Consider the following 25,242-nt stretch of genomic DNA (forward strand, 5'->3'; position numbering starts at 1 on the left):
GCGCCTGCGGGCGCCTCCCCATGACGATCGATCGCCAGGACACCATGACACGCCACTATAATTTCTGTGCGGGCCCAGCCGCCCTGCCTACCGCGGTACTTGAGCGCGCTCAGCGCGAGATGCTGGACTATCAGGGGCGCGGCCTCTCGGTGATGGAGATGAGTCACCGTTCCAGCGAGTACGTTGCCATCGCTGAGCAGGCCGAGGCGGACCTGCGCGAGCTGCTGGCCGTCCCCGACAACTACCGCGTGCTGTTTACTCAGGGCGGAGCGACCCAGCAGTTTGCCGCGGTACCTTACAACCTGCTGGGCCACGGCGGTCAGGCCAACTTCCTCGAGACCGGTATCTGGGGCAAGAAGGCCATCAAGGAGGCGCAACACCTGTTCGGTCGCGCCCACATCGCCGCCTCCAGCGCGTCGAATGGGCATGTGGAGGCGCCTCGCGATAGTGATATTGCGCTGTCAGATGATGCCGCTTACCTGCATGTGACGCCCAACGAGACCATCGGTGGCCTGGCGCTGGACTATCTGCCCAGCGCCCGTCGCGCAGATGGGGTCGAGGTGCCGCTGGTGGCCGACCTGTCGTCCACGATCCTGTCGGGGCCTTTGGATGTGTCGCGCTACGGCGTCATCTACGCAGGCGCCCAGAAGAACATTGGGCCCGCTGGCCTGGTGCTGGTGATCGTGCGTGATGATCTGCTGGACCGGGCGGTGGACAGCATGCCAAGCCTGTTCAGCTATCGTGCCCTGGCTGAGGCCGGTTCGATGATCAACACCCCGGCCACCTACAGCTGGTATCTGGCGGGGCTGGTGTTTGACTGGCTCAAGCGGGACATCGGTGGGGTAGACGCCATGGCTGAGATCAATGCACGCAAGGCCGGCAAGCTTTACGCCGCCATCGATGCCAGTGACTTCTATTCCAATCCCATCGCCAAGCGCAACCGGTCTCAGATGAATGTGCCCTTCGTGCTGGCGGACAGCGCCCTGGAGGGCGATTTCCTGCGCGAAGCGGAGGCGGCGGGCCTGCTCAACCTGAAAGGGCACCGCAGTGTGGGTGGCATGCGTGCGAGTCTGTACAACGCCGTGCCGGAAGCCGCAGTGGATGCGCTGGTGGCCTTCATGAGCGATTTCGAGACGCGGCGCGGCTAGGCAGCAGGGCAGCGATACGACATGTGTCGCGGCCCGCGCTAGGTTGGATCAGCCGTCCTATGCCACATGCCCGTACCTGCGGCAGGGCGTGACAAGGAGACACATGATGAGTGATTCGAAAGAATCGGGACTCGCGTCGCTGCGTCAGCGCATCGACCATATCGATACTGAGATTCTGCGCCTGATCAGCGAGCGTGCCGAGTGCGCGCGCCAGGTAGCCGAGACCAAGACCGCCAGTGACCCACAGGCGGTGTTCTATCGTCCTGAGCGTGAAGCCCAGGTTCTGCGCCGGGTCATGGAGCTGAACCAGGGGCCGCTGGACAGCGAGGAAATGGCCAGACTGTTTCGCGAGATCATGTCCGCGTGCCTGGCACTGGAGCAGCCGATCAAGGTGGCCTACCTGGGTCCCGAGGGGACCTTTACCCAGCAGGCGGCGCTCAAGCACTTTGGCGACAGCGCCGTGAGTCTGCCGATGGCGGCGATTGATGAAGTCTTCCGCGAGGTGGAAGCGGGCGCGGTCAACTATGGCGTGGTGCCGGTGGAAAACTCTACCGAAGGGGTGATCAACCACACGCTGGACTCGTTCATCGACTCTGGTCTGCGTATTAGTGGTGAGGTGGTGCTGCGCATCCATCATCATCTGCTGGTCGCGGACACCACGCTGAAGGACAAGGTCTCTCGGATCTACTCCCATCCGCAGTCCTTCGCCCAGTGTCGCAAGTGGCTCGATGCCCACTATCCTCACGCCGAGCGCGTGCCGGTGTCATCGAATGCCGAGGCCGCTCGCCTGGTCAAGAGCGAGTGGCATAGTGCGGCCATTGCGGGAGACATGGCCGCCAAGCTTTACGGCCTGACGCACGTCGCCGAGAAGATCGAGGATCGCCCGGATAACTCCACGCGCTTCTTGATCATCGGCAATCAGGATGTGCCGATGTCCGGTGTCGACAAGACATCGCTGGTGGTGGCGACCCGCAACCAGCCCGGGGCATTGCACGACCTGCTGGAACCTTTCCATCGCCACCAGATCGATCTGACTCGTCTGGAGACGCGCCCCTCCCGCACTGGCGCCTGGAACTATGTGTTCTTCATCGATTTCAGCGGACATGTGGAAGAGCCGAGGGTGTCGGCGCTACTGGAGGAAGTGCGCCTGCGCGTGTCCGAGGTGAAGGTGCTGGGGTCCTACCCCCAGGGGGTTCTGTAGGCATGGGGAGTAGTGGTTCACCTTTGCCATCTTCATCGCGTATCGTCATCGTAGGTCTTGGATTGATTGGCGGCTCCCTGGCCGCCGCCCTGCGCCAGGCAGGCGTCGGTCAGGCTGACGGCAGTACCCTGTTGGCGTGTGATTGCGACGAGCGGGAGGTCGCGCTTGGCGTCAAGATGGGCTTGATTGATGCGGGAGGCCCATCTCTCGAGTCGGTGATCGACGGGGCGACCCTGGTGATCCTGGCGGTGCCGGTGATGGCCATGGGCAAGGTCATGGCGGAGCTGCAGGCGCTGCGACATCGGGCCGCGGACGACCTGGTGATCACTGACGTAGGCAGCACCAAGGGCGCCATCGCCGAGGCCGCGGTGGCGGCATTTGGCGAGTTGCCGCCGCGCTTCGTCCTGGGACACCCGATTGCGGGTTCGGAGAAGAGCGGCGTGGCGGCGGCCAACCCGGATCTGTACCAGGCCCACAAGGTGATCCTGACGCCCATGGCCGATACCGACCACGAGGCGCTGATGCGGGTTCGCAGCCTGTGGCAGCTGACGGGGGCCGAGGTGCTGGAGATGGACATCGCGCGTCACGACCAGGTGCTTGCTCGCACCAGCCATCTGCCCCATCTGCTGGCGTTCTCCCTGGTCGACACGCTGGCACGCCAGGACGAGCGCCTCGAGATCTTTCGCTATGCCGCCGGTGGCTTTCGCGATTTTACCCGGATCGCCGGCAGCGACCCTGTGATGTGGCGTGACGTCTTTCAGGCCAATCGCGGCGCCGTGCTTGAGGCGCTGGATGACTTCGAGGCCGGACTCGCACAGTTACGTGAGGCGGTGGAACGCGGTGATGGGGATCATCTGCTGGGGACCTTCGATAGGGCCAGCCACGCGCGCCACTATTTTGATACCTTGCTCAACCAGACCAGTTATCAGGCGGAATATCAGATGCAAGAAACAGCCATGCTGCGCTATCGGGTAGCCCCCGGTGGTAGCGTTACCGGTCGCATTCGCGTGCCTGGTGACAAGTCGGTGTCACATCGTTCCATCATGCTGGGTGCCCTGTCCGAAGGGGTGACCGAGGTGTCCGGTTTCCTCGAGGGCGAGGACAGCCTTGCCACCTTGCAGGCGTTCCGCGAGATGGGCGTGGCCATCGAAGGGCCCCATCATGGGCGAGTCACCATTCATGGCGTCGGCATGCACGGCCTGAAGAAGCCGGCGGGCCCTCTCTATGTGGGCAATGCCGGCACCGCCATGCGCCTGTTTGCGGGCCTCTTGGCCGGCCAGGCATTTGATACCGAGTTGACCGGCGATACCTCGCTGACACGTCGTCCGATGGGGCGTGTGGCAGACCCTCTGCGTCAGATGGGGGCCGTCATCGATACCGCCGAGGGCGGTCGTCCGCCGCTCAAGATCAAGGGTGGTCAGGCGCTCAAGGGAATCCATTACGACATGCCCATGGCCAGCGCCCAGGTCAAGTCGTGCCTGCTCTTGGCGGGGATGTTTGCCGAAGGCGAAACCCGTGTGCGTGAGCCTGCGCCGACCCGGGATCATACCGAGCGCATGCTCAACGGCTTTGGCTACGACGTGCAGCGAGACGGTGATACCTGCTGGCTGCAGGGGGGCGGTCACCTGACCGCGGGCCCCATCGACGTGCCGTCCGACATCTCTTCGGCTACCTTCTTTCTGGTAGCGGCAGCCATCACGCCGGGCTCTGACCTGGTGCTGGAACATGTCGGTATCAACCCGACCCGGATTGGCGTGATCAACATCCTGCTGGCCATGGGGGCGGACCTGCGCCTCGACAATCAGCGTGAGGTGGGCGGCGAACCGGTCGCTGATCTGCATATCCGCTATCGGCCTCTCACCGGCATCGATATTCCGGTGGACCAGGTGCCGCTGGCCATCGACGAGTTTCCTGCGCTGTTCATCGCGGCCGCCAATGCCCAGGGCGTCACGCGCCTGCGTGGGGCTGAGGAGCTGCGCGTCAAGGAGTCTGACCGCCTGCAGTCCATGGCCGACGGCATGAGCGCGCTGGGTATCGAGAATACCCTCTACGATGATGGCATCGACATCGTCGGCAAGGGCGGCGACGGCGCCAATTACGCTGGCGGCACTGTGGAGAGTCATGAAGATCACCGCATCGCCATGGCGTTCACCATCGCGGCGCTGCGGGCCAGTGCGCCGATCGAGGTCAACGACTGCGCCAACGTGGCGACGTCATTCCCCGGCTTCGTGGAGCTTGCCCGCGGTGTCGGCCTTCAGCTCGATGAGCTGCGTGAAGAGGCGCGTGAGGAGGGGGCATGAGCCAGATCGAACACGCTGACGTCCCGGTATTGACCATTGATGGTCCTGGTGGGGCGGGCAAGGGTACGATCAGCCGCCTGATCGCCGAGCGGCTGGGCTGGCATCTGCTGGACAGCGGCTGTCTGTATCGCCTGACGGCCCTGTCAGCTCTTCAGCGGGGTATTGCGCTGGATGACGAGGGTCAGCTGGAGCGGCTGGCGCGTCAGCTCGATGTGGTGTTTCGGGCGACGGATGGTGAGGTCATCGTCGAGCTGGAAGGCGTGGATGTGACCCGGGAAATTCGCACCGAGCAGGTCGGTAACAGTGCCTCTCTGGTGGCCGCTCTGCCCGCGGTGCGCCAGGCGCTGCTCAAGCGTCAGCGGGACTTCCGCAAGGCCCCTGGGCTAGTGGCCGACGGTCGCGACATGGGCACCGTGGTGTTCACCGCTGCGCCACTGAAGATTTTCCTCACCGCAAGCGCAGAGGAGAGGGCGCGACGGCGCCATCTCCAGTTGCGGGAGGCAGGCGTCGATGCTAGTCTATCGAGTCTTTTGAAGGAGATTCAGGCGCGAGACGACCGCGATACGAATCGCAGTGTCGCCCCGCTGGTGCCGGCCGATGATGCCATCGAGCTGGACACGACAAGCCTGAGCATACCGGAAGTGGTGGATCGGCTGACCCAGCTCTTGTCCCGAAAGGGTCTGTGCTGAGACTTCTGAACTCCCTTGCGGCGTCCCCGGCAAGATGTCACGACGTGCTCGAGTGCATGAAACGGAAAACTCGTTCAGGTCTAACCAGTGTCAACATCCCCGGGGGTTTTTGAATATGGCCCGCACTTGCTGGTGGTGCGGAGAAGCGGCCCTGCCGCACTCAACGTTGATCACGTAGGAACATCATGAGCGAAAGCTTTGCTGAACTGTTTGAACAGTCTCTCCAGGACATCAACATGGAGCCGGGCGCGATCGTCGCGGCGACTGTCGTCGACATCGAAGGTGACTGGGTCACCGTCAATGCCGGCCTGAAGTCCGAAGGTCAGATCCCTGCCGCGCAATTCCGCGACGACAGCGGCGAGCTGACCATTGCCGTTGGTGACGAGGTCCACGTGGCCCTCGAAGCCGTGGAAGACGGCTTCGGTGAAACCCGCCTGTCCCGCGAGAAGGCCAAGCGAGCCGAAGCGTGGAAGGTGCTGGAAGCTGCCTTCGAGAAGGAAGAGATCGTCAAGGGCGTGATCAACGGCAAGGTCAAGGGCGGCTTCACTGTCGACGTCGACTCCATCCGTGCCTTCCTGCCGGGCTCCCTGGTCGACGTTCGTCCGGTGCGCGACACCACGCACCTGGAAAACAAAGAGCTGGACTTCAAGGTCATCAAGCTCGATCCGAAGCGCAACAACGTTGTCGTTTCTCGCCGCGCCGTGCTCGAAGCCGAGAACAGTGCCGAGCGTGAAGCTCTGCTGGCGACCCTGCAGGAAGGTCAGCAGATCATCGGTATCGTCAAGAACCTGACCGACTACGGTGCCTTCGTTGATCTGGGCGGCGTTGACGGCCTGCTCCACATCACCGACATGGCGTGGAAGCGTATCAAGCATCCGAGCGAAATCGTGGCTGTTGGCGACGAGATCAGCGTCAAGGTGCTCAAGTTTGACCGTGAGCGCAACCGCGTTTCTCTGGGTCTCAAGCAGCTGGGCGAAGATCCCTGGGTCAACATCAAGGATCGTTACCCGGAAGGCACCAAGGTGCACGCTCGCGTCACCAACCTCACCGACTACGGCTGCTTCGCCGAGCTGGAAGAGGGTGTCGAAGGTCTGGTTCACGTCTCTGAAATGGACTGGACCAACAAGAACATCCATCCGTCCAAAGTGGTTCAGGTCGGTGACGATGTCGACGTCATGGTGCTGGACATCGACGAAGAGCGTCGTCGTATTTCCCTGGGTATCAAGCAGTGCACTGCCAACCCGTGGGAAACCTTCAACGCTCAGTTCAACAAGGGCGACCGCGTTGCGGGTACCATCAAGTCCATCACCGACTTCGGTATCTTCATCGGTCTGGACGGTGGCATCGACGGCCTGGTTCACCTGTCCGACATCTCCTGGACCGAGACTGGCGAAGAAGCCGTGCGCTCCTTCAAGAAGGGCGACGAAGCGGAAGCCGTTATCCTGTCTATCGATCCGGAGCGTGAGCGCATCTCCCTGGGTATCAAGCAGCTCGATACCGATCCGGTTGCCGAGTTCCTGTCTGTGAACGACAAGGGCACTGTGGTCACTGGTCGCGTTGTTGAAGTTGATGCCAAGGAAGCTCACGTCGAGCTGGCTACCGACGTCATCGCCGTGCTGAAAGCCTCTGAAATCAGCGCTGACCGCGTCGAAGACGCACGCAACGTGTTGAACGAAGGCGATAGCGTCGAGGCCCGCATCGTCGGCGTCGATCGCAAGAACCGCCAGATCGCCCTGTCCGTCAAGGCCAAGGATCAGGACGACACGCGTCGCAACATGACCAAGCTGCGCGAGCAGGAAGTCGAGACCGGTGGCCCGACCACCATCGGCGACCTCATCAAGCAGCAGATGGGTCAGGACTAAGTCGTCCCTCGACTCACGTCGAGCACGACAAGGTTCAAGGCGCCTCCTTCGGAGGCGCTTTTTTTGTCTCATCATTTTTATATGCACCGTTCGCTTGGGGCCTCGCATATAAGGTGACGGCACAATACCAAGTGCACCGACGGAGACATTGGGCGGGTGCTTAGCAACCCCGACGCGGCGAAGCGAATAGACGGAGTGATACTGGTAGTGGGTTCCAAGGCGTCAAGCCGATCTTGTTAGTTGTAAAGATATGTCAGACTGGCGGCGCCTCGGCCGGGCAAGACGCCCTTCCTGCAAAGACGCCCCTCATAGCAAGACAACCTTCATGGCGAGAAGACCGTCATGAAAAAAGACCCTTCAGGGAAAGAGAGCGCTTTATAAAAAGCGCTATCTCCTTTGAATGGGTGTCCTCCGCGGAACCCCCATGCAAACCCCATGCAAACCCCCATGCAAACCCCATGCAAACCCCCATGCAAACCGAGAGGGCAGGGCATAGCGGTCACACAACAATATGCTGAAAGAGGTTGTCAGGGAGAATGAGAGAGCCATCTCTGTGATACCGGCCACGCCTTGCTGGAGAATGCTTCTCCAGATCTTGTTCGCCGTAACAAGGAGGCGCGCTCTTCGTGGCATCTAGATGCCGAGCGTACCCGAAAATAGCGAGCGCCTGGCAATAGATCGTTCTGGGCGGTAGAGACTGCCTGGCAATAGATCATCCAGAGCCGTAGAGAGCCTTTGTCACCGGGATGCTCCAGTGCCGTGGGTAGCGTCAAGGAGGGTGGGAGAGCCGTGTGTCTGAGCATGCATGGATATGGAGGGAGCCCATAGTAGGCCCACTGCGGTATGGCGTTGCTGATGTCGTGTAGCGAGGGCGATAACGTCAGGGCAACAGTTAATACTGTTTACTTTGTGAGGCAAAGAGGTTGAATATCGCGCCTGTATCGATATGGCGACATATTGTTCCATGCACCGTTGCCAAATATGCCTCAATTATATTAGTAAAATCTTTACTGGCCATCTCCTTTTTTTGTTCACGTTGTCATATGTTCGCTCAAGCCAAGTATTCCATCCTGCTTCCCAGATAGTGGGACAGCAGGCGGGGCTAGACAAGGTAAGCGATGGGGGTTAGGTTAATTATTGTCCGATCTTGTCCCTACATTGACGCAGTGTATCTATCATTGTGGTGTCTCAATCTAGTGTGCGTTGTTAAAGATGGTTGTCACACAGAGATGCAAGAGTGATAATACCGCGGCATCCGAAAGCAACTACTACAGGTTTACGCCAATGTCTTCATTGTTGAATGACTACATGCAGATGGAGCAGCAGCTGCAGCAGCTCCAGCAGCGACTCGATCAACTGCAGAATGACGATCGTCTCAAGTCAGAGCTCGAGTTCAAGGGAAAGCTCGAAGAACTGATGAAAGAGTTCGATAAGAGTGCCTCCGACGTTATTGCTATCCTTCAGCCGAAGCCCGCTGCCGCTGGCAAGGCTGCTGCACCCGCCGCTGGTGGTCGCCGCAAGCGCAAGTTGAAGATCTACAAGAACCCGAATACCGGCGAAGTGGTGGAAACTCGTGGTGGTAACCACAAGACACTGAAAGCCTGGAAGGAAGAGCACGGCAACGATACCGTCGAATCCTGGCTGGTTCGTGTTGAAGGCTAACGCCAGCGCTTTGTGACGGAGCGGTGATACAGCAGTTGATGTAGCGTGGCTCCCGTCATGATCGCTCGCCCGGGTAGGGAACGGTGAAATGTCACCGTCATCCTGCTCGGGCGATGTCGTTTTAGCGCCTGTAGGGTGTGCAGAAACCAGGGGGTCATTACATCCTTTTGGCGTTTACTCGATATCGCCTCGCCACCGTCAGGGTGCGTAGCCCACCAGCGTCCCTTTGTTGATGCTGTCGCCGGCACCCGGGGGGGGGCTCTCACATCCCGCAGGGTTCTTGTAGAGTCTGATGACGAGGGTGGTATAGAGGGTGGTTCCCCCCGAGATGTGGCCCCTGTGGCGTCCAGGCAGGGCCGCCAAGGCTGTGTCCATTGTGTTCTTGGATGTATCGCTATATGTCATGGCGTGACATTGCGCTGACAGAATATAGGCGTGGCCGTGTAGCAGGTCAGCCTGATCGCCGTAGCACGATGCCTGCTGTCCGTTGCCTGGGGGAAAGGTCAGGGGTGCAACTGATACAGAGGGGACAGTCGCCTTGGATGTCCTGAAGGTCGTTATCTGGGCAGTCGTCCTGGCTAGCGCCAAGGCTATTGTTGGGGCAGTGGCTCGGGTTGTAGAGTGGTACACGTTGCCCCAAGCGGTCTTGTTGTCTGCTGTCCGCTGCAGCTAGAGCCTCGTGTGAAGGGGCCGGCGAGAAGGCAGCATGTCGGCCTCTGTGATGGCTGACGGTGGCAGCGACAGCGTGAAATTCTGGTATGATGACCGCAGAAAAAAGTGGCCACCGAGGTGGCCACTTCAAGGGAAGGCATGAACATTGGTTCGCGGAAGGTCAGTCTTCCTCGAGTAGCGGCAATCTCAGTTCCAGCCCATACTTGCCTTTAACCAGTTGCGGTGCCTCACCGCTGAGGTAGACCCCGTGTTCAGACAGTCCTCTGCAGGCCATGAATAGCATTGCACTGGTGAGGTGTGAACTGTCCTCAAGGGTGATGCAGGCATGACGCTGCGCCGGCAACATGACGAGTCGGAAGGGCAACGGCAGTGCCAGGCGGTGGGCATGCTCCTCGTCGACATGGACCCCAAGGTCGATACGCGGGGATTCACTGGCCAGCGGATGATCATGGAGAATGGCGATTGGCGCAGCGTTGGTGAGGCGTGCCGGCAGGTCGTAGGCACCTTCTGCATTGCGTTGCCAGTTATCCAGGTTCTCGATGATTTCCGGCGGCTGATACAGACGGGTGACCGCGGCGCGGCGCAGAGGCAGGTCTGCCATCTTGACCGAGAAGTGCGGCAGGTTGTGGCGCTGGCGGTAGAGCTCCAGGCGTTGATTTTGACGATATTCGCGGGGGGCGACGCGATAGCGACGCTGGAAGGCACGAGTAAACGCCGAGTGGTTGCGATATCCGCAGCGCCTGGCGATATCATGAACGCCGTGTGGTGTGTGGATCAGAAGCCTGGCGGCTTTTTCCAGTCGCAGCATGTCGCGATAGGCGCTAGGTGAGATGCCAAATGATTGGCGGAAGCGTCTGCGCACTTGAGATGAGGAGTATCCCATCCGTGTGGCGAGGTCTTCGATACTGAGCTGGCTATCCAAGGTTTCCTGGAGCCAGATTTCGGCGCGCATCATCTCGTTGAACATGGTCTTGCCTCCCTGAGCCATCGAGATGGACCTGACCCCTTGTTGGGTCCTCGGAGAGCGAATCCGAGCGTCTGTCCCGTGGTCGTCGTTACTGGGACATCCGTCTGTCCCGAAATATAATGATGAAAGTTTGTTGCGTTAAGATACATCTTGTTACGTAGTTATGCAGTCTAGCCACTTTGGCTGGCAAGTGCAATGTGCCGTTTTGATTGTTTGTGCACAAAGTTCGTGTGCCTTTTGAGCAGTTAAGATGCTGTTATAGCGGAAGAAATGGCGACCCATTGGCCTTTTTTTGATACGCTGGTTTGCCAGCATGCTCGATTCGGCTTATCCCTGTTGATGTTAACGACTGGTAACAAATGAAATCTCAGAGTTCCCCCAAGCCTATGGACGAACGCGAAAAACTGCGCCGCTTTCGTGAGCTGGACGATGCCTTCGCGGAAGCGCTACGCAGCCTGGACAATCCGAGCAAGGCCGCCGAGATTCCCACCGGGCCGCCTGTGCGCACCATTGACAGCGTCGAGGAAGAGGAGCGTCGGCAGCGTGAAGAAGACTTCGAGCGTCGCTTGCATGCGTTGATTCAGGAATACGCCCAGAGTCCGGAAACGGTCTCCGAACTCGTTACGTTGCTGCACTCCATGGGGCGTGTAGCCTGATAGCGCTGCCTGCCGGTGATAGCCTTAGTCGGGCCATCGTTCACCTGGTGCGTTGCGGTAGTGACGCACGAAATTACACTTTGTGACATGATGGCCTGACTGTGCTGTTTCTGCAGTCGTCCTGGGCGACGACCCCTTGCTGGATATTCCGCAAAAGAATGTCAGTGATATCGCACGCATAAGACGCGCTGACGCCGCCAAGGTGAGTATTTTCCTTTGCTGGCGTGGGGTATGTCGCGTAGCTGTCGGCTTGAGGTCGATACGGAGTGCTGGTGAGATCAGCGGTAGCGGTACGCTCTCAGACTCGGCAGAAAAGGTGTGTCTTCTAGGCGTTCATCACTGCGCCGGGCGCGCTGACGCTCCAGTGGCGGGGAAAGCGGAGGCAGGTTGTGTCGTGGAAGGTGTTGCTGCGGCAGGAAAAGCGGTAGGGCGACATTCATGGCTCGCCGCATGCGGCCGTCGGCCAACGGCTCGTGATAGAAGAGATTGGCGCGCATCAGCGGCGCCTGGCGTTGCACCTGCGCCAGCATCTCGCTTGAGGGAATGCCCGCTAAACGCTTCAGTTGTATGCGGACATGAGCCGCTTCGCTGTCGAGTGCCAGAAGTTTCTGCTCCGCCTCGGCCACACTGATGCGCTTGATCGACCTGCCGCTGCTGTACCATGCCAATCGCACGCGATCCACGGATGCCTCGGCTATGGGGGCGTGGCGCCATGCCTGTTTCAGGTGAAGGCGGGCAAGGCCCGCACCGCCTAGATGCTGGTTGAGGTCGGGATGTCGCTGGGGCAGCCGAGCCTTGATCTCGGCCACCAGCTGCGGCGAGTGCTGACGAATCTCTGCCAGTTGGTGGGACAAGTCACTCTTGGCCTCATTCAGCTGTTGTGCGGCGGTGTAGGTGGCGTCGTCGCAGCAGACCAGCCCAATGTGGCTGTGGGTGACTCGGCCATCCTGGCCGTCGACATACCATAGGTCGAGCAAGGACTCGCGAAGCCACTCAGGATCCACCTTATCTCTGCCAAACGCCCATCCGCCGAGCCCGGACGCCGCCCAGGCATCGGAGACGTGATGCGCCCTGTCTACCAGGCGATCAAAGGCCTGATCGAGTGCCGCGAGCCATTGATAGGACGGCGCTGAGGCTGACGTGTCGTGCCCATCGCGTGGCATTGGCTCAGTCCTGCTGGTGCAGGTCGCGTTCTGCTCGCGCAACCCATTCGTCAATACTGGTTTCGTCCATCGCGGGCTCTCCCGCGATACGATGGCTGCCATCGGCCCAGGCGCCCAGATCGAGCAGCCGGCAGCGTTTGCTGCAAAAAGGCCGAAACTCGTTGTCGCTGGTCCAAAGCACCTCTTTGCGGCACTGGGGGCAAGCGACCTTGAGTGGCCCCTGGGATGCCGTGTGGGACATGTTGGATCTCCTTGTGTCAGGTGATAGGGGATTGGCACCGCTTTCAGCGGTGCTCACTCGGTGTTTTGAAACGCGGCCGGGGCGCGAGTCTGGACCTGCGAATGGCTATTCGCCAGTGCTATTCACCAATGCTATTCACCAATGCTATTCACCTGTGCTATTCGCTCAGCATCAGTTGTATCAGCTACACGCCATGGCACGATAGCGTTCATCCAGCGCTTTGACCGCGTCGGCTAGTGCGTTGAGATCGCCGTCATTGACGAGGACGTCATCGGCGAGAGAGAGGCGTTTGTCCCGCGGCATTTGTGAACCCAGGATGGCCTTGGCCTGGTCGGCATCGATCTTGTCACGGGCAATGGCGCGTTCCATCTGGACGTCCTCGGCCACATCGACCACAAGCTTGCGCTTGACCATATCGGCTTGACCGGATTCAAACAGCAGCGGGGAGACCAGCACTACGTAGGGGCTGTCCTGCTGTTGCAGCAGGGCCAGTCGTGTGGTCAGCCGTTCTCTGATCCGCGGGTGCGTGGTGGTTTCGAGCCAGCGACGTTCCTTTTCGTTGGCGAAGACGATGTCACGCAGCGCGCTGCGGTCGAGACGACCTTCACGGTTGAGGATGGTGTCACCGTAACGATCGACGATGGCCTTCAATGCCGGTTCACCGGGAGCCACCACTTCACGCGCAATGTCATCGGCGTCGACCCACCTGACACCAAGCTCGCCGAACAGTCTTGCGACAGTCGATTTTCCTGAGGCGATACCGCCCGTCAATCCAATGATCATGCCGCCATTACTCCATTGTTGCCTTTATCACGACCCTCATGGATCGCATCATGCGCCAAGCATGGCCTTGTAAGCCAATAGCATCTCGTCGCCCGCCAGCAAGGCCAGGCCGCCAGCGATGACCAGGGAAGGCCCAAAGGGCAGCGCCTGTCCTTTGAGATGCGGTCTTTGCCACTGTACCAGCAAGCCCGAAATGACGCCCACTACCGCGGCGACAAGAACGACCAGAGGCAACAGTTGCCAGCCTAGCCAGGCACCGAGAGCGGCGAGCAGTTTGATGTCGCCACGCCCCATGCCTTCACGCTGGGTGATGGCGTGGAAGATCGCACCCACGGCCCACAGCACGCCATAGCCTGCCACCACCGCGATCACAGCGTCTGCCAGATGCGCGGGGCTGAAAAGTAGCTGGTAGAGCAAACCTGCCCATAGCAGCGGAAGGGTCAGTGCGTCCGGCAGTAACTGGGTGCGCAGATCTATGACCGCCAGTGCCAGCAGGGTCAGGCAAGCCGCGAAGATCCATAGCGCGCTCCATTGCAGTCCGAACAGCTTAAGGCAGGTCAGCGCCAGAATGGCGCTGGCCAGTTCGACCAGCGGATACTGGACGCTGATACGTCCCTTGCATTCAGCGCATCGACCGCGGCGCTTGATCCAGCCCAACAGGGGCAGATTGTCGTGCCATGCGATGGGGTGGCCGCAGCGGGGACAGCATGAGCCGGGGCGGGCCAGTGAGATCGGAGCCTCGATGTCATCCTCAAGCTCCAGAGCGGCACGTGCCTCGGTGCGCCACTGCTGCATCAGCATGACGGGCAGGCGGACGATGACGACGTTCAGGAAGCTGCCCAGACAAAGTCCCAGGGTGATGACGATGATGGTGGTGATGACATCCATAGGCAGCAGTGCGGCTCCAGCAGCAGGCAAATCGAGAGAACGGACCCTGAGGTCCGCGGGTGCTATTCTATCGTCGCTGCCATGGGTTGTCTGTGGTCGTGCCTGGCATTGCGCTGTCGGGGTGTCACGACGTAGCCCATTGGTCTAGAATCGTTCCCTTTTTTCCGACCAGGTAAGCGACATGACCCAGACATTCGGACCTGTGATGCTGGATCTCGATGGCCTCGAGCTGTCGGCCGAAGAGCGCGAACTGCTTCTGCATCCCGCCCTTGGCGGAGTCATCCTGTTTGGCCGCAACACCCATGATGCCGATCAAGTCAGGGCGCTGTGCCGGTCGATCCGAGAGCTGCGTCCCGGCCTTCTGCTGGGGATCGACCAAGAGGGTGGCCGCGTGCAGCGGCTCAAGGAAGGGGTGACGCGCTTGCCGCCCATGTCCCGGCTGGGTCAGGAATACCGCAGCGCGCCTGAGGTGACCTTGCGCCTGTGCCAGGATGCCGGCTGGTTGCTTGGCATGGAGATGGCGGCCTGTGGGCTGGATCTCAGCTTTGCTCCGGTGCTGGATGTCGATGTAGGCCTCTCGTCGGTGATTGGTGACCGCAGCTTCGATGCAGATCCCGAGGTGGTGGCGCGGCTCGGTGGTGCCTTTATCGAAGGGCTGCACGAGGCGGGCATGGCGGCCGTCGGCAAGCATTTTCCCGGGCACGGTGGGGTCAAGGCGGATACCCATCACGAGGTCGCCCGGGACGAGCGGAGTCTCGATCAGCTGCGTCAGCACGACCTGGTGCCCTTCGAGCGTCTGGCCGGCAAGCTGGATGGCATGATGCCGGCTCACGTGGTCTATCCGGCGTTCGACCCTCGTCCGGCGGGCTTTTCGCCCTCCTGGCTGGGGATGCTGAGGGAGACCCTGGGCTTCAAGGGCACCATCTTCTCCGATGACTTGACCATGGCAGGGGCGCAGGTCGCCGGTGGCCCCGCTGAGCGCGCCAAGGCTGCTCTGGAGGCCGGTTGCGACATGGTGCTGGTATGCAATGACCGTCCAGCTGCCACGGCGGTGCTTGATGCCTGTGTCGATCAGGCGCCGCGCAGGGCCTCGCGTCTTCGCTATGCCCGAGCCCGCCCCGACCTTGATGCCCTGTCTGCCTTGTCGCGCTGGCGCCGTGTCCACGCGCGCCTGGCGGCGATGACTTCTGATTGATGAATGAAACGAGCTGACTGATATGCCGAAACTTGATCCTGCCCATAGCGCCTCACGTGATGACATGCGTGAGGTAATGGACACCGCCGACTGCCTGATCAGTCATGATGAGGTAGAGCGTGCGTTGGACCGCATGGCGGAAGAGATCACCCGGGACCTGGGTGACAAGCTGCCGGTGTTTTACTGCGTGATGAACGGTGGCTTGATCACCACGGGACATCTGTTGCCCCGGCTCGGGTTCCCGTTGGAGGTGGACTACCTGCACGCCACGCGTTATCGCGGCAAGACCCGCGGCGGAGAGCTGTTCTGGCGAGTGTCGCCAGAGATCCCCATGGCCGGCCGTGATGTGGTGATTGTCGATGACATTCTCGACGAGGGCGCGACCCTGGCGGCCATCCTGGACTATTGCCGTGAGGCAGGGGCCAAGAGCGTGTCTACGGCCGTGCTGGTGGACAAAAGCCACGATCGCAAGGCGGTGCCGGGCCTCAAGGCAGATTACTGCAGTCTCGAAGTGGCCGACCGCTACGTGTTCGGCTTCGGCATGGACTTCAAGGGTTACTGGCGCAACGCGCCGGGGATTTTTGCTCCCAAGGGCATGTAGTCCCGCCTGCAGATATCCAGGCCAGGCCCGCCCGCCTGGCCAGACAAAAGGCGTCCCATTGATGGGGACGCCTTTTTTGCGGCTGGGTCTCAGTGCTTGAGTATCAGTGCTTGAGTATCAGTGCTTGTGTATCAGTGCTTGAGTTTCAGTGCTTGAGTTTCAGTGCTTGAGTTTCAGTGCTTGAGTTTCAGGGAATGCCCACGAGCCAGGGGGCTTACAACCCTAGTTCGTCGGTGGCTTCCTTGCGCATCTTGAACTTCTGAATCTTGCCGGTGACGGTCATCGGGAACTCGTCTACGAACTTTACGTAGCGGGGCACCTTGTAGTGGGCAATCTTGCCTTTGCAGAATGCCTTGAGAGCGTCTTCATCGAGCTGCTCGCCCTCGCTCAGCTTGACCCAGGCCATGACCTCTTCACCGTACTTGCGATCCGGCACGCCGATCACCTGCACGTCCGAAATGGCGGGGTGGGTATACAGAAAGTCCTCGATTTCGCGCGGGTAGATGTTCTCGCCGCCACGAATGATCATGTCCTTGATGCGTCCGACGATCGAGACATAGCCCTCGTCATCCATGGTCGCCAGGTCGCCGGTATGCATCCAGCCTGCCGCATCAATGGCCGAAGCTGTTGCCTCTTCATTGTTCCAGTAGCCGAGCATCACGCTGTAGCCGCGCGTACACAGTTCGCCAGGTTCACCCCTGGGCACGACGGCCCCGCTGTCAGGATGCACCAGCTTGACTTCAAGGTGAGGGTGAATGGTGCCCACGGTGGTCACGCGCTTGTCCAGCGGGGCGTCAGTGGTGGTCTGCAGGCTGACGGGGCTGGTTTCGGTCATGCCATAGCAGATGGTGACGTCCTGCATGTTCATCTGATCGATGACGCGGCGCATGACCTCGATGGGGCAGATGGAACCCGCCATGATGCCGGTGCGCAGTGACGACAGGTCATAGCGCTTGAAGTCGGGATGCTCCAGCTCCGCAATGAACATGGTGGGAACGCCGTACAGTGTTGTCGCCTTCTCCTCGGACACCGCCGCCAGAGTGGTCTCCGGGTCAAAGCCGTCGGCGGGGTAGATCATGGTGGCACCATGTGTCACGCAGCCCAGGTTCCCCATGACCATTCCGAAGCAGTGGTACAGCGGCACCGGGATGACCATCCGGTCCTGATCGGTGAGGTTCATGGCGCGTGCCACGAACATGCCGTTGTTCAGGATGTTGTGGTGGGAAAGGGTGGCACCCTTGGGGGCCCCGGTGGTGCCGGAGGTGTACTGAATATTGATCGGTTCATCGAACTGCAGGCCCGCCTGGACCTCGGCAAGCTCCGCCGCGCTGACTTCTTCCGTGCGATCGAAGATGCGCGGCCATGCCAACATTCCCGGGAGTGCCTTGTCGGCGTCGAGGCAGATGACGCGCTTCAGCTCTGGCAGGCCCTTGAGCGTCAATGGTCCCGCCCCTGGGATATCGCGAAGCTCGGGCGCCAGTTCCGCCAGGGTGGCCACATAGTCCGATGTCTTGAAACTGCCCTGCAGGATCAGGGTCGAGGTGCCGGACTGCTTGAGCGCGTAATCGAGCTCATGGGTGCGGTAGCTGGGATTGATATTGACCAGGATGGCGCCGATCTTGGCCGTGGCGAACTGGGTGATCGTCCATTCGGCGCAGTTGGGCGACCAGATCCCGACCCTGTCGCCTTTCTTTACGCCCATCGCCAGCAGCGCTCTGGCAGCCTGGTCGGTCACTTCTCTGAGCTGCTGCCAGGTGTAGCGCAGTCCCTGATGTCGACTGATGAGGGCGTCCTGGTCAGGGAAGCGAGCGACCGTCTCGTCGAAGCAATCACCAATGGTCTGGCCCTTGAGAGGCTGGTCGCTGACCCCGCTCACATAGCTGGGAGGGATCCTGGGGGCTGAATGGGCGGTCTGGCGTGTCATTGTGGGTCTCGTTATGTCGTCGGGTTGTGCTGGATGTTGTCGTTATTGATGGTCAGGTCGTCATTGGCCGACGGGTTGCTGAGGCCGGGGCGAGTCGGCTCAGGTTCGGGCTCAGGTTCAGCCTCGAAGTGAGAGCATCACTCGTCCAGCTGATCGAGAGCCTCTCTGGCGCGCCGGTCGACGTCGTCCATCTCCAGGCGCATCAGGCGGATATCCTCAAGCTGACGATCCAGTTCAGCGCGTTTTTCGGCGATGATTTCCAGAAGTCGCTTCAACTGGCGCGCATTTCCGTCGGGCATGGCGTCGTACATCATGACCACTTCGCGAATCTCGGCCAGGGAGAAGCCAAGACGCTTGCCTCTCAGGGTCAGCTTCAGCCGCACGCGATCCTTCTCGCGATAGATGCGCTTCTGTCCTTCGCGCCGAGGCGCCAGCAGCCCTTCCTGCTCATAGAAACGAATGGTGCGGGGGGTGACTTCGAACATCTTGGCCAGTTCACCGATGGTGTAATGGCGAGACGTCACGGAGACCCCAGTAGAGCCCTTCGCTGTTTGCCCGGCGCTGGCAGCCCCGGTGCGAGTGGTAGAGGGGGCGCTGGCAGGTTTGCTCATGATGCGTTGTCCTGTTGAGGGACCCGATGTACTGGAGTCCTTGGAAGAGACACTAGTCAAAGTTGACGTTAACGTAAAGTGAATGTTGCTGGGTCGGTGACGACCCTCCCCATGCAAGGCCAGGGTTCCGTACTCGCCACCCAGGCGCGGGCGGGGCGGGCGTTTGAGGCTATGGGTCGACACATGGCGTGAGCGATATCGACGGCGTGTACGACTATGGATTGATAGGTACACAACCAAGCAAGTGCTAGGTTGGGGCCGCATAAGGTGCCCGTATGCAGCGCCGTCATCGCGAACACCCCGACGAGTCTGTAGTCGCTGAGCCGCCTGTCGCGCAGTCCCCATGGCTCACGTTGCAGGGGCTTGGCGCAGGGCGTCGTCGGTAGGCTGACACGGGCCGATCCAACACGAATATCCAGGGATGTGGCGGCCACCGCCATCCTGGAGACGAGGAAGCTGTCATGGACTTTGCTCTCACCGATGACCAGAAGGCCTTGGTGGCCGCCGCAGCGGATTTTTCACGTGTCGAGCTGGCCGATCATGCGGCCGAATGGGATGCTCAATCACACTTTCCCGTGGATGTGATCCGGCGTGCTGGAGAGGCCGGTTTTCTTGGCATCTATACCCCTGAAGAACAGGGCGGGCTCGGGTTGTCGCGCCTGGACGCCTCGCTGATATTCGAGCAGCTGTCCCAAGGCTGCATCGCCACCACCGCATATCTCACCATTCACAACATGGTGACCTGGATGATCGCCAATTGGGCGGTTGACGAGGTGCGCAGTCAGTATGTGGAGGCCATGGTCAGCGGTGAGCTGCTGGGATCCTACTGCCTCACCGAGCCAGGTGCCGGTTCTGACGCGGCCAACCTGCGAACCAAGGCGGTGCGTGACGGCGATCATTATGTCATTGATGGCGCGAAGATGTTTATCTCTGGTGCCGGTGCGACTCAGGTGCTGGTGGTGATGGCACGCACCGGGGCAGCGGACAGTGGTGCCCGTGGCGTATCGGCCTTCGTCGTGCCGGCCGACGCGCCGGGCATCAGCTACGGCAAGAACGAAGACAAGATGGGCTGGAAGAGCCAGCCGACGCGGTTGGTCAGCCTTGATGGCGTGCGCGTGCCGGCCAATCATCGCCTGGGCGAGGAAGGCGAAGGGTTCCGGTTTGCCATGAAGGGGCTGGACGGCGGCCGTCTCAATATCGCCAGCTGTTCACTGGGCGCTGCGCAGCACGCGCTGACGCTGGCGCGCAATTATCTGGGTGAGCGCAAGCAATTCGGGCGTGAGCTGGCCTCCTTCCAGGCGTTGCAGTTCAAGCTGGCAGACATGGCGACCGAGCTGATGGCCGCTCGCTTGATGGTGCGCCAGGCCGCCTGGCGATTGGATCAGGCCGACCCCGAGGCCACCGCGCATTGCGCCATGGCCAAACGCTTTGCCACCGACATCGGTTTCAAGGTCTGCAACGAGGCGCTGCAGCTGCATGGGGGCTACGGTTATATCAGGGAATACCCCTTGGAGCGCCTGGTTCGTGATACCCGTGTCCATCAGATCCTTGAGGGCACCAACGAGATCATGCGGCTGATCGTCGGTCGTCGGCTGCTTGCCGATGGTGTGATCGAAGCGCTTCAGTAAGCGTCGCCGACACATCTCGCCCTACGCGGTTGGCCATGCCCAACGTCACGGTATTGCACTGCGGCAAGGCATTTCACTACCGCTAGGCATTTCACTACGAAGGCATTTCACTACGGCAAGGCATTTCACTACGGAGAGTATCTTGCATGCATCAGGATCTGGTCAGATTTCAGCGGCGACCTGCGGCGGGTGGCGGCTGTGTCGGTATCGCAACCCTTAACGCGCCCAAGGCACTCAATGCCCTGTCGCTGGAGATGATCGAGCAGCTGGATGAGCGTCTGGAAGAGTGGGCCCAGGATCCCGACGTGCACGCCGTCTGGCTGCAAGGGGAGGGTGACAAGGCATTCTGCGCCGGGGGCGACGTGGTGGCTTTGGTGCGCGAGTTGCAGCGCGAGAAAACGCAGCGGGTCCAGCCAGGTACCTACGCCACCCAGTATTTTGCCGCCGAGTACCGGCTTGACTACCGTCTGCACACCTACCCAAAACCGCTGCTGGTATGGGCCGACGGTATCGTCATGGGGGGAGGCCTGGGGCTGACCGCCGGTGGCCGCCATCGTCTGGTCACCGAGACCACGCGCATCGCCATGCCCGAAGTGACCATCGGGCTGTACCCGGATATCGGGGCCAGCTGGTTCTTGAACAAGATGCCTCCCGGCGTAGGCCTGTACCTCGGCTTGACCGGTGCCAGTATCAACGCGCGTGACGCCCTGGACCTGGGCATGGCCGATCGATTCGTGCCCAGGGAGCGCGGTGACGAACTGTTGGACGCCTTGTGTGACTGCCACTTCGCCGCCGGTCACGTGGTCGACGCTGAGGCACTGGTATGCGAGGTGCTGGCCCGCTTTGAGTCACCCGAGCAGGCTCCCGCAGCGCAGGTCTGGCCGCATCTCGATCACCTGCGTTCGCTGGTGGGCAAGGGGCGGGTCGAGGATGCCGTCGCTGCCATCACCGCCGATCACAGTGACGACGCCTGGCTCGCCGCCAATCGCAAGCGACTCACCCAGGGATGCCCGCTGACCGCGCACCTGGCGTGGCACATGCTTAAGCGACATCGCCACTCGTCCCTTGCGGATGCCTTTCGGGATGAACTGGTGGTGTCGGTGCAATGCAACGTGCTGGGAGACTTCGCCGAGGGTGTAAGGGCGCTGCTGATCGACAAGGACAAGTCACCGCAATGGCGTCACCGGGACGTATCCAGCGTGCCTGCGGCTGATCTGGCGGCCATGTTCGGCGCTCCCTGGGGCAAGGCTCCCGGCCCGCTTGATGACCTGTAGCGGCCCCCAGCAGCGCGCGCCGGCCTCATAGACATATTCTGATGAAGGGGCGGTCGAAGGTTCTGGCGCTTGTTCAAGCAAGACCAGCCGGCGGATCACCCTATCGCCAGCAACAACGAAAACAATGCAAACCGTCCTGAGCACAGTCAGGACATGTGGAGACAGCCAATGCACATTGCCTTTATCGGGTTGGGTAACATGGGGGCCCCCATGGCGGCCAATCTGGTCAACGCGGGTCACCAGGTCTGCGTGTACGATCTTGTAGAAAGCGCCATGGCCGCGCTGGAGCAGAAGGGGGCACGGCGCGGGGTGTCGGCCATTGATGCGGCCACCGGGGCCGACGTTGTGGTATCGATGCTGCCGGCTGGCGCCCACGTCAAGGCGCTGTATCTGGGGTGTGACGGAGAAGCGGGCTTGCTGGATGCCCTGGAAGGCACCCCCTTGCTGCTGGATGCCTCCACCATTTCGCCGGATGACGCACGCCTGGTGGCGGCGGAAGCGGCCAAGCGTGGGTGTACCTATCTGGATGCGCCGGTGTCCGGTGGTATCGGTGGAGCCCAGGCCGGCACCCTGACCTTTATCGTGGGCGGTGACGCAGCAGGCTTCGAGCGCGCCAGGCCGGTGCTCGAGGTGATGGGCAAGAATCTGTTTCACGCTGGCGGCAGCGGAAGCGGCCAGGTGGCCAAGATCTGCAACAACATGCTGCTGGGTATCCTGATGAGTGGCACCGCCGAGGCGCTGGCGCTGGGGGTGAAGAATGGGCTCGACCCCACGGTGCTGTCCGACATCATGAAGCAGAGCAGCGGCGGCAACTGGGCGCTCAATGTGTATAACCCCTGGCCAGGTGTCATGGAGGGATCTGCGGCCTCGCGTGACTATCAGGGTGGCTTTCTGACGGATCTGATGGCCAAGGACCTGGGGCTTGCCTGGGAACTGGCGCTGGGCTCCCGCTCCAGCGTTCCCATGGGCTCGCAAGCGCGCAATCTCTTCGCGCTGCACAGTGCCCAGGGCAACGGTGGCCTGGATTTCTCGAGCATCCAATCCCTGTATCGCGCCGGAGAGCCAGGTCAGGACTGACGCTTTGGTGTGACGGCTGGGTGATCAAGCGGCACCGCCTGCCCAGGCGGTGCCGCTTTTGTTTGGGGCGCGTTGCGCCGCTCGCGGATGTCGGCAGCGCTTGCCAAGGTTTCAGCACATTGGGGCAGCATCACGTTGGGTTCGACCAAGGTGGTGGTTGGCATCATTGGGAATTAGGTCTACATTTATCAAAAATGTAGACATTTTGGAGTTTGGCTAATGAGCAGCATTACCCCCGTCACCTGGGACGACCCCTTCCGTCTGGTCGATCAGCTGAGCGAAGAAGAGCGAATGGTCCAGCAGACCGCTCACGACTATTGCCAGGAAAAGCTGTTGCCGCGGGTGCTCGAAGCCAACCGCCACGAGCATTTCGATCGCGAGATCATGAACGAAATGGGCGAACTTGGTCTGCTGGGCGCCACCATCGACGGCTGGGGCTGCGCTGGCATGAACTACGTCAGCTACGGCTTGATAGCGCGTGAAGTGGAGCGCGTGGATTCCGGCTATCGCAGCGCCATGAGCGTGCAGTCGAGCCTGGTGATGTACCCGATTCACGCCTTTGGCAGCGACGCCCAGCGGGATCGCTACCTGCCTAAGCTTGCCAGCGGTGAGTGGGTTGGCTGCTTCGGCCTGACCGAGCCAGACCACGGGTCTGATCCGGGCAGCATGTCGACGCGGGCCTATCGCACGCAGTCGGGCTGGAGGCTGAACGGTACCAAGACCTGGATCACCAATTCCCCGATCGCCGATGTCTTCGTGGTGTGGGCCCGTGACGAGGAAGGGGTGATTCGCGGCTTCGTGCTGGAGAAAGGCATGCCGGGGCTCAGCGCGCCCAAGATCGACGGCAAGTTCAGCCTGCGTGCATCGATTACCGGTCAGATTGCGATCCAGGACGTCGAGGTCTCGGACGAGCAGCGTCTGCCTGGCGTGCAGGGACTCAAGGGGCCATTTTCCTGTCTCAACCGGGCGCGCTATGGCATCAGCTGGGGCGCCATGGGGGCGGCCGAAGCCTGCTGGCACGCGGCCCGTGACTACACTCTCGAGCGCAAGCAGTTTGGTCGACCGCTGGCGGCGAACCAGCTGATTCAAAAGAAGCTGGCGGATATGCAGACCGAGATTGCCCTGGGTCTGCAGGCCTCGCTGCGAGTGGGGCGGATGATCGACGACGGCCAGCTGGTGCCGGAAGCGATCTCCCTGATCAAGCGTAACAATTGCGGCAAGGCGCTGGATATCGCCCGCCAGTCTCGCGATATGCACGGTGGCAACGGCATCAGCGACGAGTATCACGTGATCCGTCATGTGATGAACCTGGAAGCGGTCAACACCTACGAGGGCACCCACGACGTCCACGCCCTGATCCTCGGGCGCGCCCAGACCGGCCTCCAGGCCTTCAGCGGTTGAGCGAGAGGGTCACGATGAGCGAGATGTCGACTGCTGCAGCTGCCGCTCCCGGCCTGGGGGCGAATCAACCGCTGTCCGGTGTGACGGTGCTCGACATGTCACGGGTACTGGCTGGACCCTGGTGCGGTCAGCTGCTGGCTGACATGGGGGCCAGGGTGATCAAGATCGAGCATCCAGGCCGGGGTGATGACACGCGTGGCTGGGGTCCCCCCTGGCACCAGGGGGTGGCGCAGGCTGAGCAGGACGTCGAACGTCAGGCGGCGTACTACCTGTGTGCCAATCGGGCCAAGCAGTCGCTGGCGATCGATATTGCCAGCGGTGAGGGCCAGCGTCTGGTCAAGGCGTTGGCCCGCGGCGCGGACATCGTGCTCGAGAACTTCAAGGTCGGAGGGCTGGCGCGCTACGGCCTGGACGCTGCGTCGCTGCGGGCGCTGAATCCTGCCCTGGTGGTATGTTCCATCACCGGCTTCGGTCAGACTGGCCCCTATGCCCATCGGGCGGGTTACGACTTCATGATCCAGGCCATGGGCGGCTTGATGAGCCTGACCGGCGAAGCCGATGGCATGCCGATGAAGACAGGCGTGGCCATCACGGATGTGATGACGGGACTGTACGCTGCCGTTGGCGTTCTGGCGGCACTGAATCGCCGGCGTGACACCGGGGAGGGCAGCCATGTCGACCTGGCACTGCTGGATGTCCAGGTGGCGACCTTGGCCAATCAGGCGCTGAACACGCTGGTCAGCGGTCGTGCACCAGAGCGCTATGGCAACGCCCACCCCAATATTGTTCCGTACCAGGCGTTTGCCTGTCGGGATGGGCACCTGGTACTGACAGTAGGCAATGATGGGCAGTTTGCACGCCTCGCTGAACTGCTCGGGCATCCCGAGTGGAGTCAGGGCGAGTACGCCACCAATGAAGGGCGTGTGGCCCATCGTGACGACCTGGTGGCCTTGATCCAGGGCATTCTCAGCGGCGATGAACGGGATGTGTGGCTGGCGCGCTTCGAAGCCTTGGGCATTCCCGCAGGGCCGATTCACACCCTGACGGAAGTGTTTGCCGATCCCCAGGTGCAGCACCGGGGGATGGCCCGTGAGATTGATGGCGTGCCTCAGGTCGCCAACCCGCTGCGCTTCGATGGCGAGAGTGCCACCGCCGATGTTCCACCCCCCAAGCTCGGCGAGCACAGCGAGCGTGTGCTGGCCGACATGGGGCTCAGTGCAGACGATATCGCACGCCTCAGGCGCGAGGGCATCATTCGCTGAGGCGCCTGGTCCCTGGTGTTGCTTCTCAGGTGATACG

At 61.2% G+C, this 25,242-nt stretch carries 21 protein-coding genes; 14 read left to right on the forward strand and 7 right to left on the reverse strand.

The window, feature by feature from the left end; genetic code table 11:
• Nucleotides 1-44 precede the first annotated feature (44 nt).
• The 6 genes from serC to KUV72_RS18470 all read left to right on the forward strand — a co-directional run bounded on the left by serC (nucleotide 45) and on the right by KUV72_RS18470 (nucleotide 8,862).
• Entirely contained in the window at nucleotides 45-1,148 is a 1,104-nt protein-coding gene (serC, locus tag KUV72_RS18445) for a 3-phosphoserine/phosphohydroxythreonine transaminase (protein WP_222239419.1), read from the forward strand.
• A gap of 106 nt (nucleotides 1,149-1,254) precedes the next feature.
• A complete protein-coding gene (gene pheA, locus KUV72_RS18450; RefSeq protein ID WP_222239352.1) occupies nucleotides 1,255-2,349 on the forward strand; it encodes a prephenate dehydratase in 1,095 nt (364 codons plus the stop codon).
• A 2-nt stretch (nucleotides 2,350-2,351) separates the two neighbouring features.
• Entirely contained in the window at nucleotides 2,352-4,649 is a 2,298-nt protein-coding gene (locus tag KUV72_RS18455) for a bifunctional prephenate dehydrogenase/3-phosphoshikimate 1-carboxyvinyltransferase (protein ID WP_206938134.1), read from the forward strand.
• Nucleotides 4,646-5,338 (forward strand): (d)CMP kinase, encoded by a 693-nt coding sequence (cmk, locus tag KUV72_RS18460; RefSeq protein ID WP_206938136.1) that lies wholly within the window; start codon nucleotides 4,646-4,648, stop codon nucleotides 5,336-5,338. Before KUV72_RS18455 ends, cmk begins: the two co-directional genes overlap by 4 nt.
• A gap of 185 nt (nucleotides 5,339-5,523) precedes the next feature.
• The gene (gene rpsA / locus KUV72_RS18465) at nucleotides 5,524-7,200 is read left to right on the forward strand and encodes a 30S ribosomal protein S1 (protein WP_206938138.1); all 1,677 of its coding nucleotides are present in this window, start codon (nucleotides 5,524-5,526) and stop codon (nucleotides 7,198-7,200) included.
• A 1,284-nt stretch (nucleotides 7,201-8,484) separates the two neighbouring features.
• Complete coding sequence (locus KUV72_RS18470; RefSeq protein WP_222239353.1) at nucleotides 8,485-8,862, forward strand: histone-like nucleoid-structuring protein, MvaT/MvaU family; 378 nt, start codon at nucleotides 8,485-8,487, stop codon at nucleotides 8,860-8,862.
• Nucleotides 8,863-9,694: 832 nt separating this feature from the next.
• Here KUV72_RS18470 and KUV72_RS18475 read toward each other — a convergent pair.
• Entirely contained in the window at nucleotides 9,695-10,501 is an 807-nt protein-coding gene (locus KUV72_RS18475; RefSeq protein WP_206938142.1) for a helix-turn-helix transcriptional regulator, read from the reverse strand.
• A gap of 359 nt (nucleotides 10,502-10,860) precedes the next feature.
• Between KUV72_RS18475 and KUV72_RS18480 the strand changes: the two genes are divergently transcribed.
• Complete coding sequence (locus KUV72_RS18480) at nucleotides 10,861-11,157, forward strand: hypothetical protein (protein WP_206938145.1); 297 nt, start codon at nucleotides 10,861-10,863, stop codon at nucleotides 11,155-11,157.
• 278 nt (nucleotides 11,158-11,435) lie between these two features.
• Here KUV72_RS18480 and KUV72_RS18485 read toward each other — a convergent pair whose 3' ends face one another.
• The 4 genes from KUV72_RS18485 to KUV72_RS18500 form a co-directional block, all read right to left on the reverse strand.
• On the reverse strand, nucleotides 11,436-12,320 hold the full coding sequence (locus KUV72_RS18485; protein ID WP_222239354.1) for a DNA replication terminus site-binding protein: 885 nt from the start codon (nucleotides 12,318-12,320) through the stop codon (nucleotides 11,436-11,438).
• Between the two features lie 4 nt (nucleotides 12,321-12,324).
• Nucleotides 12,325-12,561 carry a DNA gyrase inhibitor YacG gene (gene yacG / locus KUV72_RS18490; protein WP_222239355.1) on the reverse strand — a complete coding sequence of 79 codons (237 nt, stop codon included), beginning with the start codon at nucleotides 12,559-12,561 and terminating at the stop codon, nucleotides 12,325-12,327.
• A gap of 180 nt (nucleotides 12,562-12,741) precedes the next feature.
• Nucleotides 12,742-13,344 carry a dephospho-CoA kinase gene (gene coaE / locus KUV72_RS18495; RefSeq protein WP_222239356.1) on the reverse strand — a complete coding sequence of 201 codons (603 nt, stop codon included), beginning with the start codon at nucleotides 13,342-13,344 and terminating at the stop codon, nucleotides 12,742-12,744.
• Nucleotides 13,345-13,392: 48 nt separating this feature from the next.
• The gene (locus KUV72_RS18500; RefSeq protein WP_222239357.1) at nucleotides 13,393-14,232 is read right to left on the reverse strand and encodes a prepilin peptidase; all 840 of its coding nucleotides are present in this window, start codon (nucleotides 14,230-14,232) and stop codon (nucleotides 13,393-13,395) included.
• Between the two features lie 181 nt (nucleotides 14,233-14,413).
• On the opposite strand from KUV72_RS18500, the gene nagZ reads away from it, so the two are divergent.
• Nucleotides 14,414-15,427: a beta-N-acetylhexosaminidase gene (gene nagZ / locus KUV72_RS18505; RefSeq protein ID WP_206938162.1), complete on the forward strand. Its 1,014-nt coding sequence runs from the start codon at nucleotides 14,414-14,416 to the stop codon at nucleotides 15,425-15,427.
• Between the two features lie 22 nt (nucleotides 15,428-15,449).
• Complete coding sequence (locus KUV72_RS18510) at nucleotides 15,450-16,028, forward strand: hypoxanthine-guanine phosphoribosyltransferase (RefSeq protein ID WP_206938164.1); 579 nt, start codon at nucleotides 15,450-15,452, stop codon at nucleotides 16,026-16,028.
• 214 nt (nucleotides 16,029-16,242) lie between these two features.
• Here the strand turns inward: KUV72_RS18510 and KUV72_RS18515 are convergent, their stop codons facing one another.
• Both KUV72_RS18515 and KUV72_RS18520 read right to left on the reverse strand, forming a co-directional pair.
• Nucleotides 16,243-17,952 carry an AMP-binding protein gene (locus KUV72_RS18515; protein WP_222239358.1) on the reverse strand — a complete coding sequence of 570 codons (1,710 nt, stop codon included), beginning with the start codon at nucleotides 17,950-17,952 and terminating at the stop codon, nucleotides 16,243-16,245.
• A 137-nt stretch (nucleotides 17,953-18,089) separates the two neighbouring features.
• Nucleotides 18,090-18,563, reverse strand: coding sequence for a MerR family transcriptional regulator (locus tag KUV72_RS18520; RefSeq protein ID WP_222239359.1), 474 nt, complete (start codon nucleotides 18,561-18,563; stop codon nucleotides 18,090-18,092).
• 461 nt (nucleotides 18,564-19,024) lie between these two features.
• Here KUV72_RS18520 and KUV72_RS18525 point away from each other — a divergent pair, with 461 nt between their 5' ends.
• The 5 genes from KUV72_RS18525 (at nucleotide 19,025) to KUV72_RS18545 (ending at nucleotide 25,205) form a co-directional block, all read left to right on the forward strand.
• Nucleotides 19,025-20,191 carry an acyl-CoA dehydrogenase family protein gene (locus KUV72_RS18525; RefSeq protein ID WP_206938179.1) on the forward strand — a complete coding sequence of 389 codons (1,167 nt, stop codon included), beginning with the start codon at nucleotides 19,025-19,027 and terminating at the stop codon, nucleotides 20,189-20,191.
• Between the two features lie 146 nt (nucleotides 20,192-20,337).
• Nucleotides 20,338-21,465, forward strand: coding sequence for an enoyl-CoA hydratase/isomerase family protein (locus tag KUV72_RS18530; RefSeq protein ID WP_222239360.1), 1,128 nt, complete (start codon nucleotides 20,338-20,340; stop codon nucleotides 21,463-21,465).
• A gap of 168 nt (nucleotides 21,466-21,633) precedes the next feature.
• Entirely contained in the window at nucleotides 21,634-22,542 is a 909-nt protein-coding gene (gene mmsB, locus KUV72_RS18535) for a 3-hydroxyisobutyrate dehydrogenase (RefSeq protein WP_222239361.1), read from the forward strand.
• A 219-nt stretch (nucleotides 22,543-22,761) separates the two neighbouring features.
• A complete protein-coding gene (locus KUV72_RS18540; protein ID WP_222163167.1) occupies nucleotides 22,762-23,943 on the forward strand; it encodes an acyl-CoA dehydrogenase in 1,182 nt (393 codons plus the stop codon).
• Nucleotides 23,944-23,957: 14 nt separating this feature from the next.
• On the forward strand, nucleotides 23,958-25,205 hold the full coding sequence (locus KUV72_RS18545) for a CaiB/BaiF CoA transferase family protein (protein WP_261317566.1): 1,248 nt from the start codon (nucleotides 23,958-23,960) through the stop codon (nucleotides 25,203-25,205).
• Nucleotides 25,206-25,242 lie beyond the last annotated feature (37 nt).

The sequence above is a fragment of the Halomonas sp. DP4Y7-1 genome (genome assembly GCF_019800705.1).
In the GTDB taxonomy this organism is placed as follows: domain Bacteria; phylum Pseudomonadota; class Gammaproteobacteria; order Pseudomonadales; family Halomonadaceae; genus Halomonas; species Halomonas litopenaei_A.

Bases quoted from the DNA above. Each gene is read 5' to 3' on its own strand.
- serC (WP_222239419.1), top strand. From the start codon at position 45: ATGACACGCCACTATAATTTCTGTGCGGGCCCAGCCGCCCTGCCTACC.
- pheA (WP_222239352.1), top strand. From the start codon at position 1,255: ATGAGTGATTCGAAAGAATCGGGACTCGCGTCGCTGCGTCAGCGCATC.
- KUV72_RS18455 (WP_206938134.1), top strand. From the start codon at position 2,352: ATGGGGAGTAGTGGTTCACCTTTGCCATCTTCATCGCGTATCGTCATC.
- cmk (WP_206938136.1), top strand. From the start codon at position 4,646: ATGAGCCAGATCGAACACGCTGACGTCCCGGTATTGACCATTGATGGT.
- rpsA (WP_206938138.1), top strand. From the start codon at position 5,524: ATGAGCGAAAGCTTTGCTGAACTGTTTGAACAGTCTCTCCAGGACATC.
- KUV72_RS18470 (WP_222239353.1), top strand. From the start codon at position 8,485: ATGTCTTCATTGTTGAATGACTACATGCAGATGGAGCAGCAGCTGCAG.
- KUV72_RS18475 (WP_206938142.1), bottom strand. From the start codon at position 10,501: ATGTTCAACGAGATGATGCGCGCCGAAATCTGGCTCCAGGAAACCTTG.
- KUV72_RS18480 (WP_206938145.1), top strand. From the start codon at position 10,861: ATGAAATCTCAGAGTTCCCCCAAGCCTATGGACGAACGCGAAAAACTG.
- KUV72_RS18485 (WP_222239354.1), bottom strand. From the start codon at position 12,320: ATGCCACGCGATGGGCACGACACGTCAGCCTCAGCGCCGTCCTATCAA.
- yacG (WP_222239355.1), bottom strand. From the start codon at position 12,561: ATGTCCCACACGGCATCCCAGGGGCCACTCAAGGTCGCTTGCCCCCAG.
- coaE (WP_222239356.1), bottom strand. From the start codon at position 13,344: ATGATCATTGGATTGACGGGCGGTATCGCCTCAGGAAAATCGACTGTC.
- KUV72_RS18500 (WP_222239357.1), bottom strand. From the start codon at position 14,232: ATGGATGTCATCACCACCATCATCGTCATCACCCTGGGACTTTGTCTG.
- nagZ (WP_206938162.1), top strand. From the start codon at position 14,414: ATGACCCAGACATTCGGACCTGTGATGCTGGATCTCGATGGCCTCGAG.
- KUV72_RS18510 (WP_206938164.1), top strand. From the start codon at position 15,450: ATGCCGAAACTTGATCCTGCCCATAGCGCCTCACGTGATGACATGCGT.
- KUV72_RS18515 (WP_222239358.1), bottom strand. From the start codon at position 17,952: ATGACACGCCAGACCGCCCATTCAGCCCCCAGGATCCCTCCCAGCTAT.
- KUV72_RS18520 (WP_222239359.1), bottom strand. From the start codon at position 18,563: ATGAGCAAACCTGCCAGCGCCCCCTCTACCACTCGCACCGGGGCTGCC.
- KUV72_RS18525 (WP_206938179.1), top strand. From the start codon at position 19,025: ATGGACTTTGCTCTCACCGATGACCAGAAGGCCTTGGTGGCCGCCGCA.
- KUV72_RS18530 (WP_222239360.1), top strand. From the start codon at position 20,338: ATGCATCAGGATCTGGTCAGATTTCAGCGGCGACCTGCGGCGGGTGGC.
- mmsB (WP_222239361.1), top strand. From the start codon at position 21,634: ATGCACATTGCCTTTATCGGGTTGGGTAACATGGGGGCCCCCATGGCG.
- KUV72_RS18540 (WP_222163167.1), top strand. From the start codon at position 22,762: ATGAGCAGCATTACCCCCGTCACCTGGGACGACCCCTTCCGTCTGGTC.
- KUV72_RS18545 (WP_261317566.1), top strand. From the start codon at position 23,958: ATGAGCGAGATGTCGACTGCTGCAGCTGCCGCTCCCGGCCTGGGGGCG.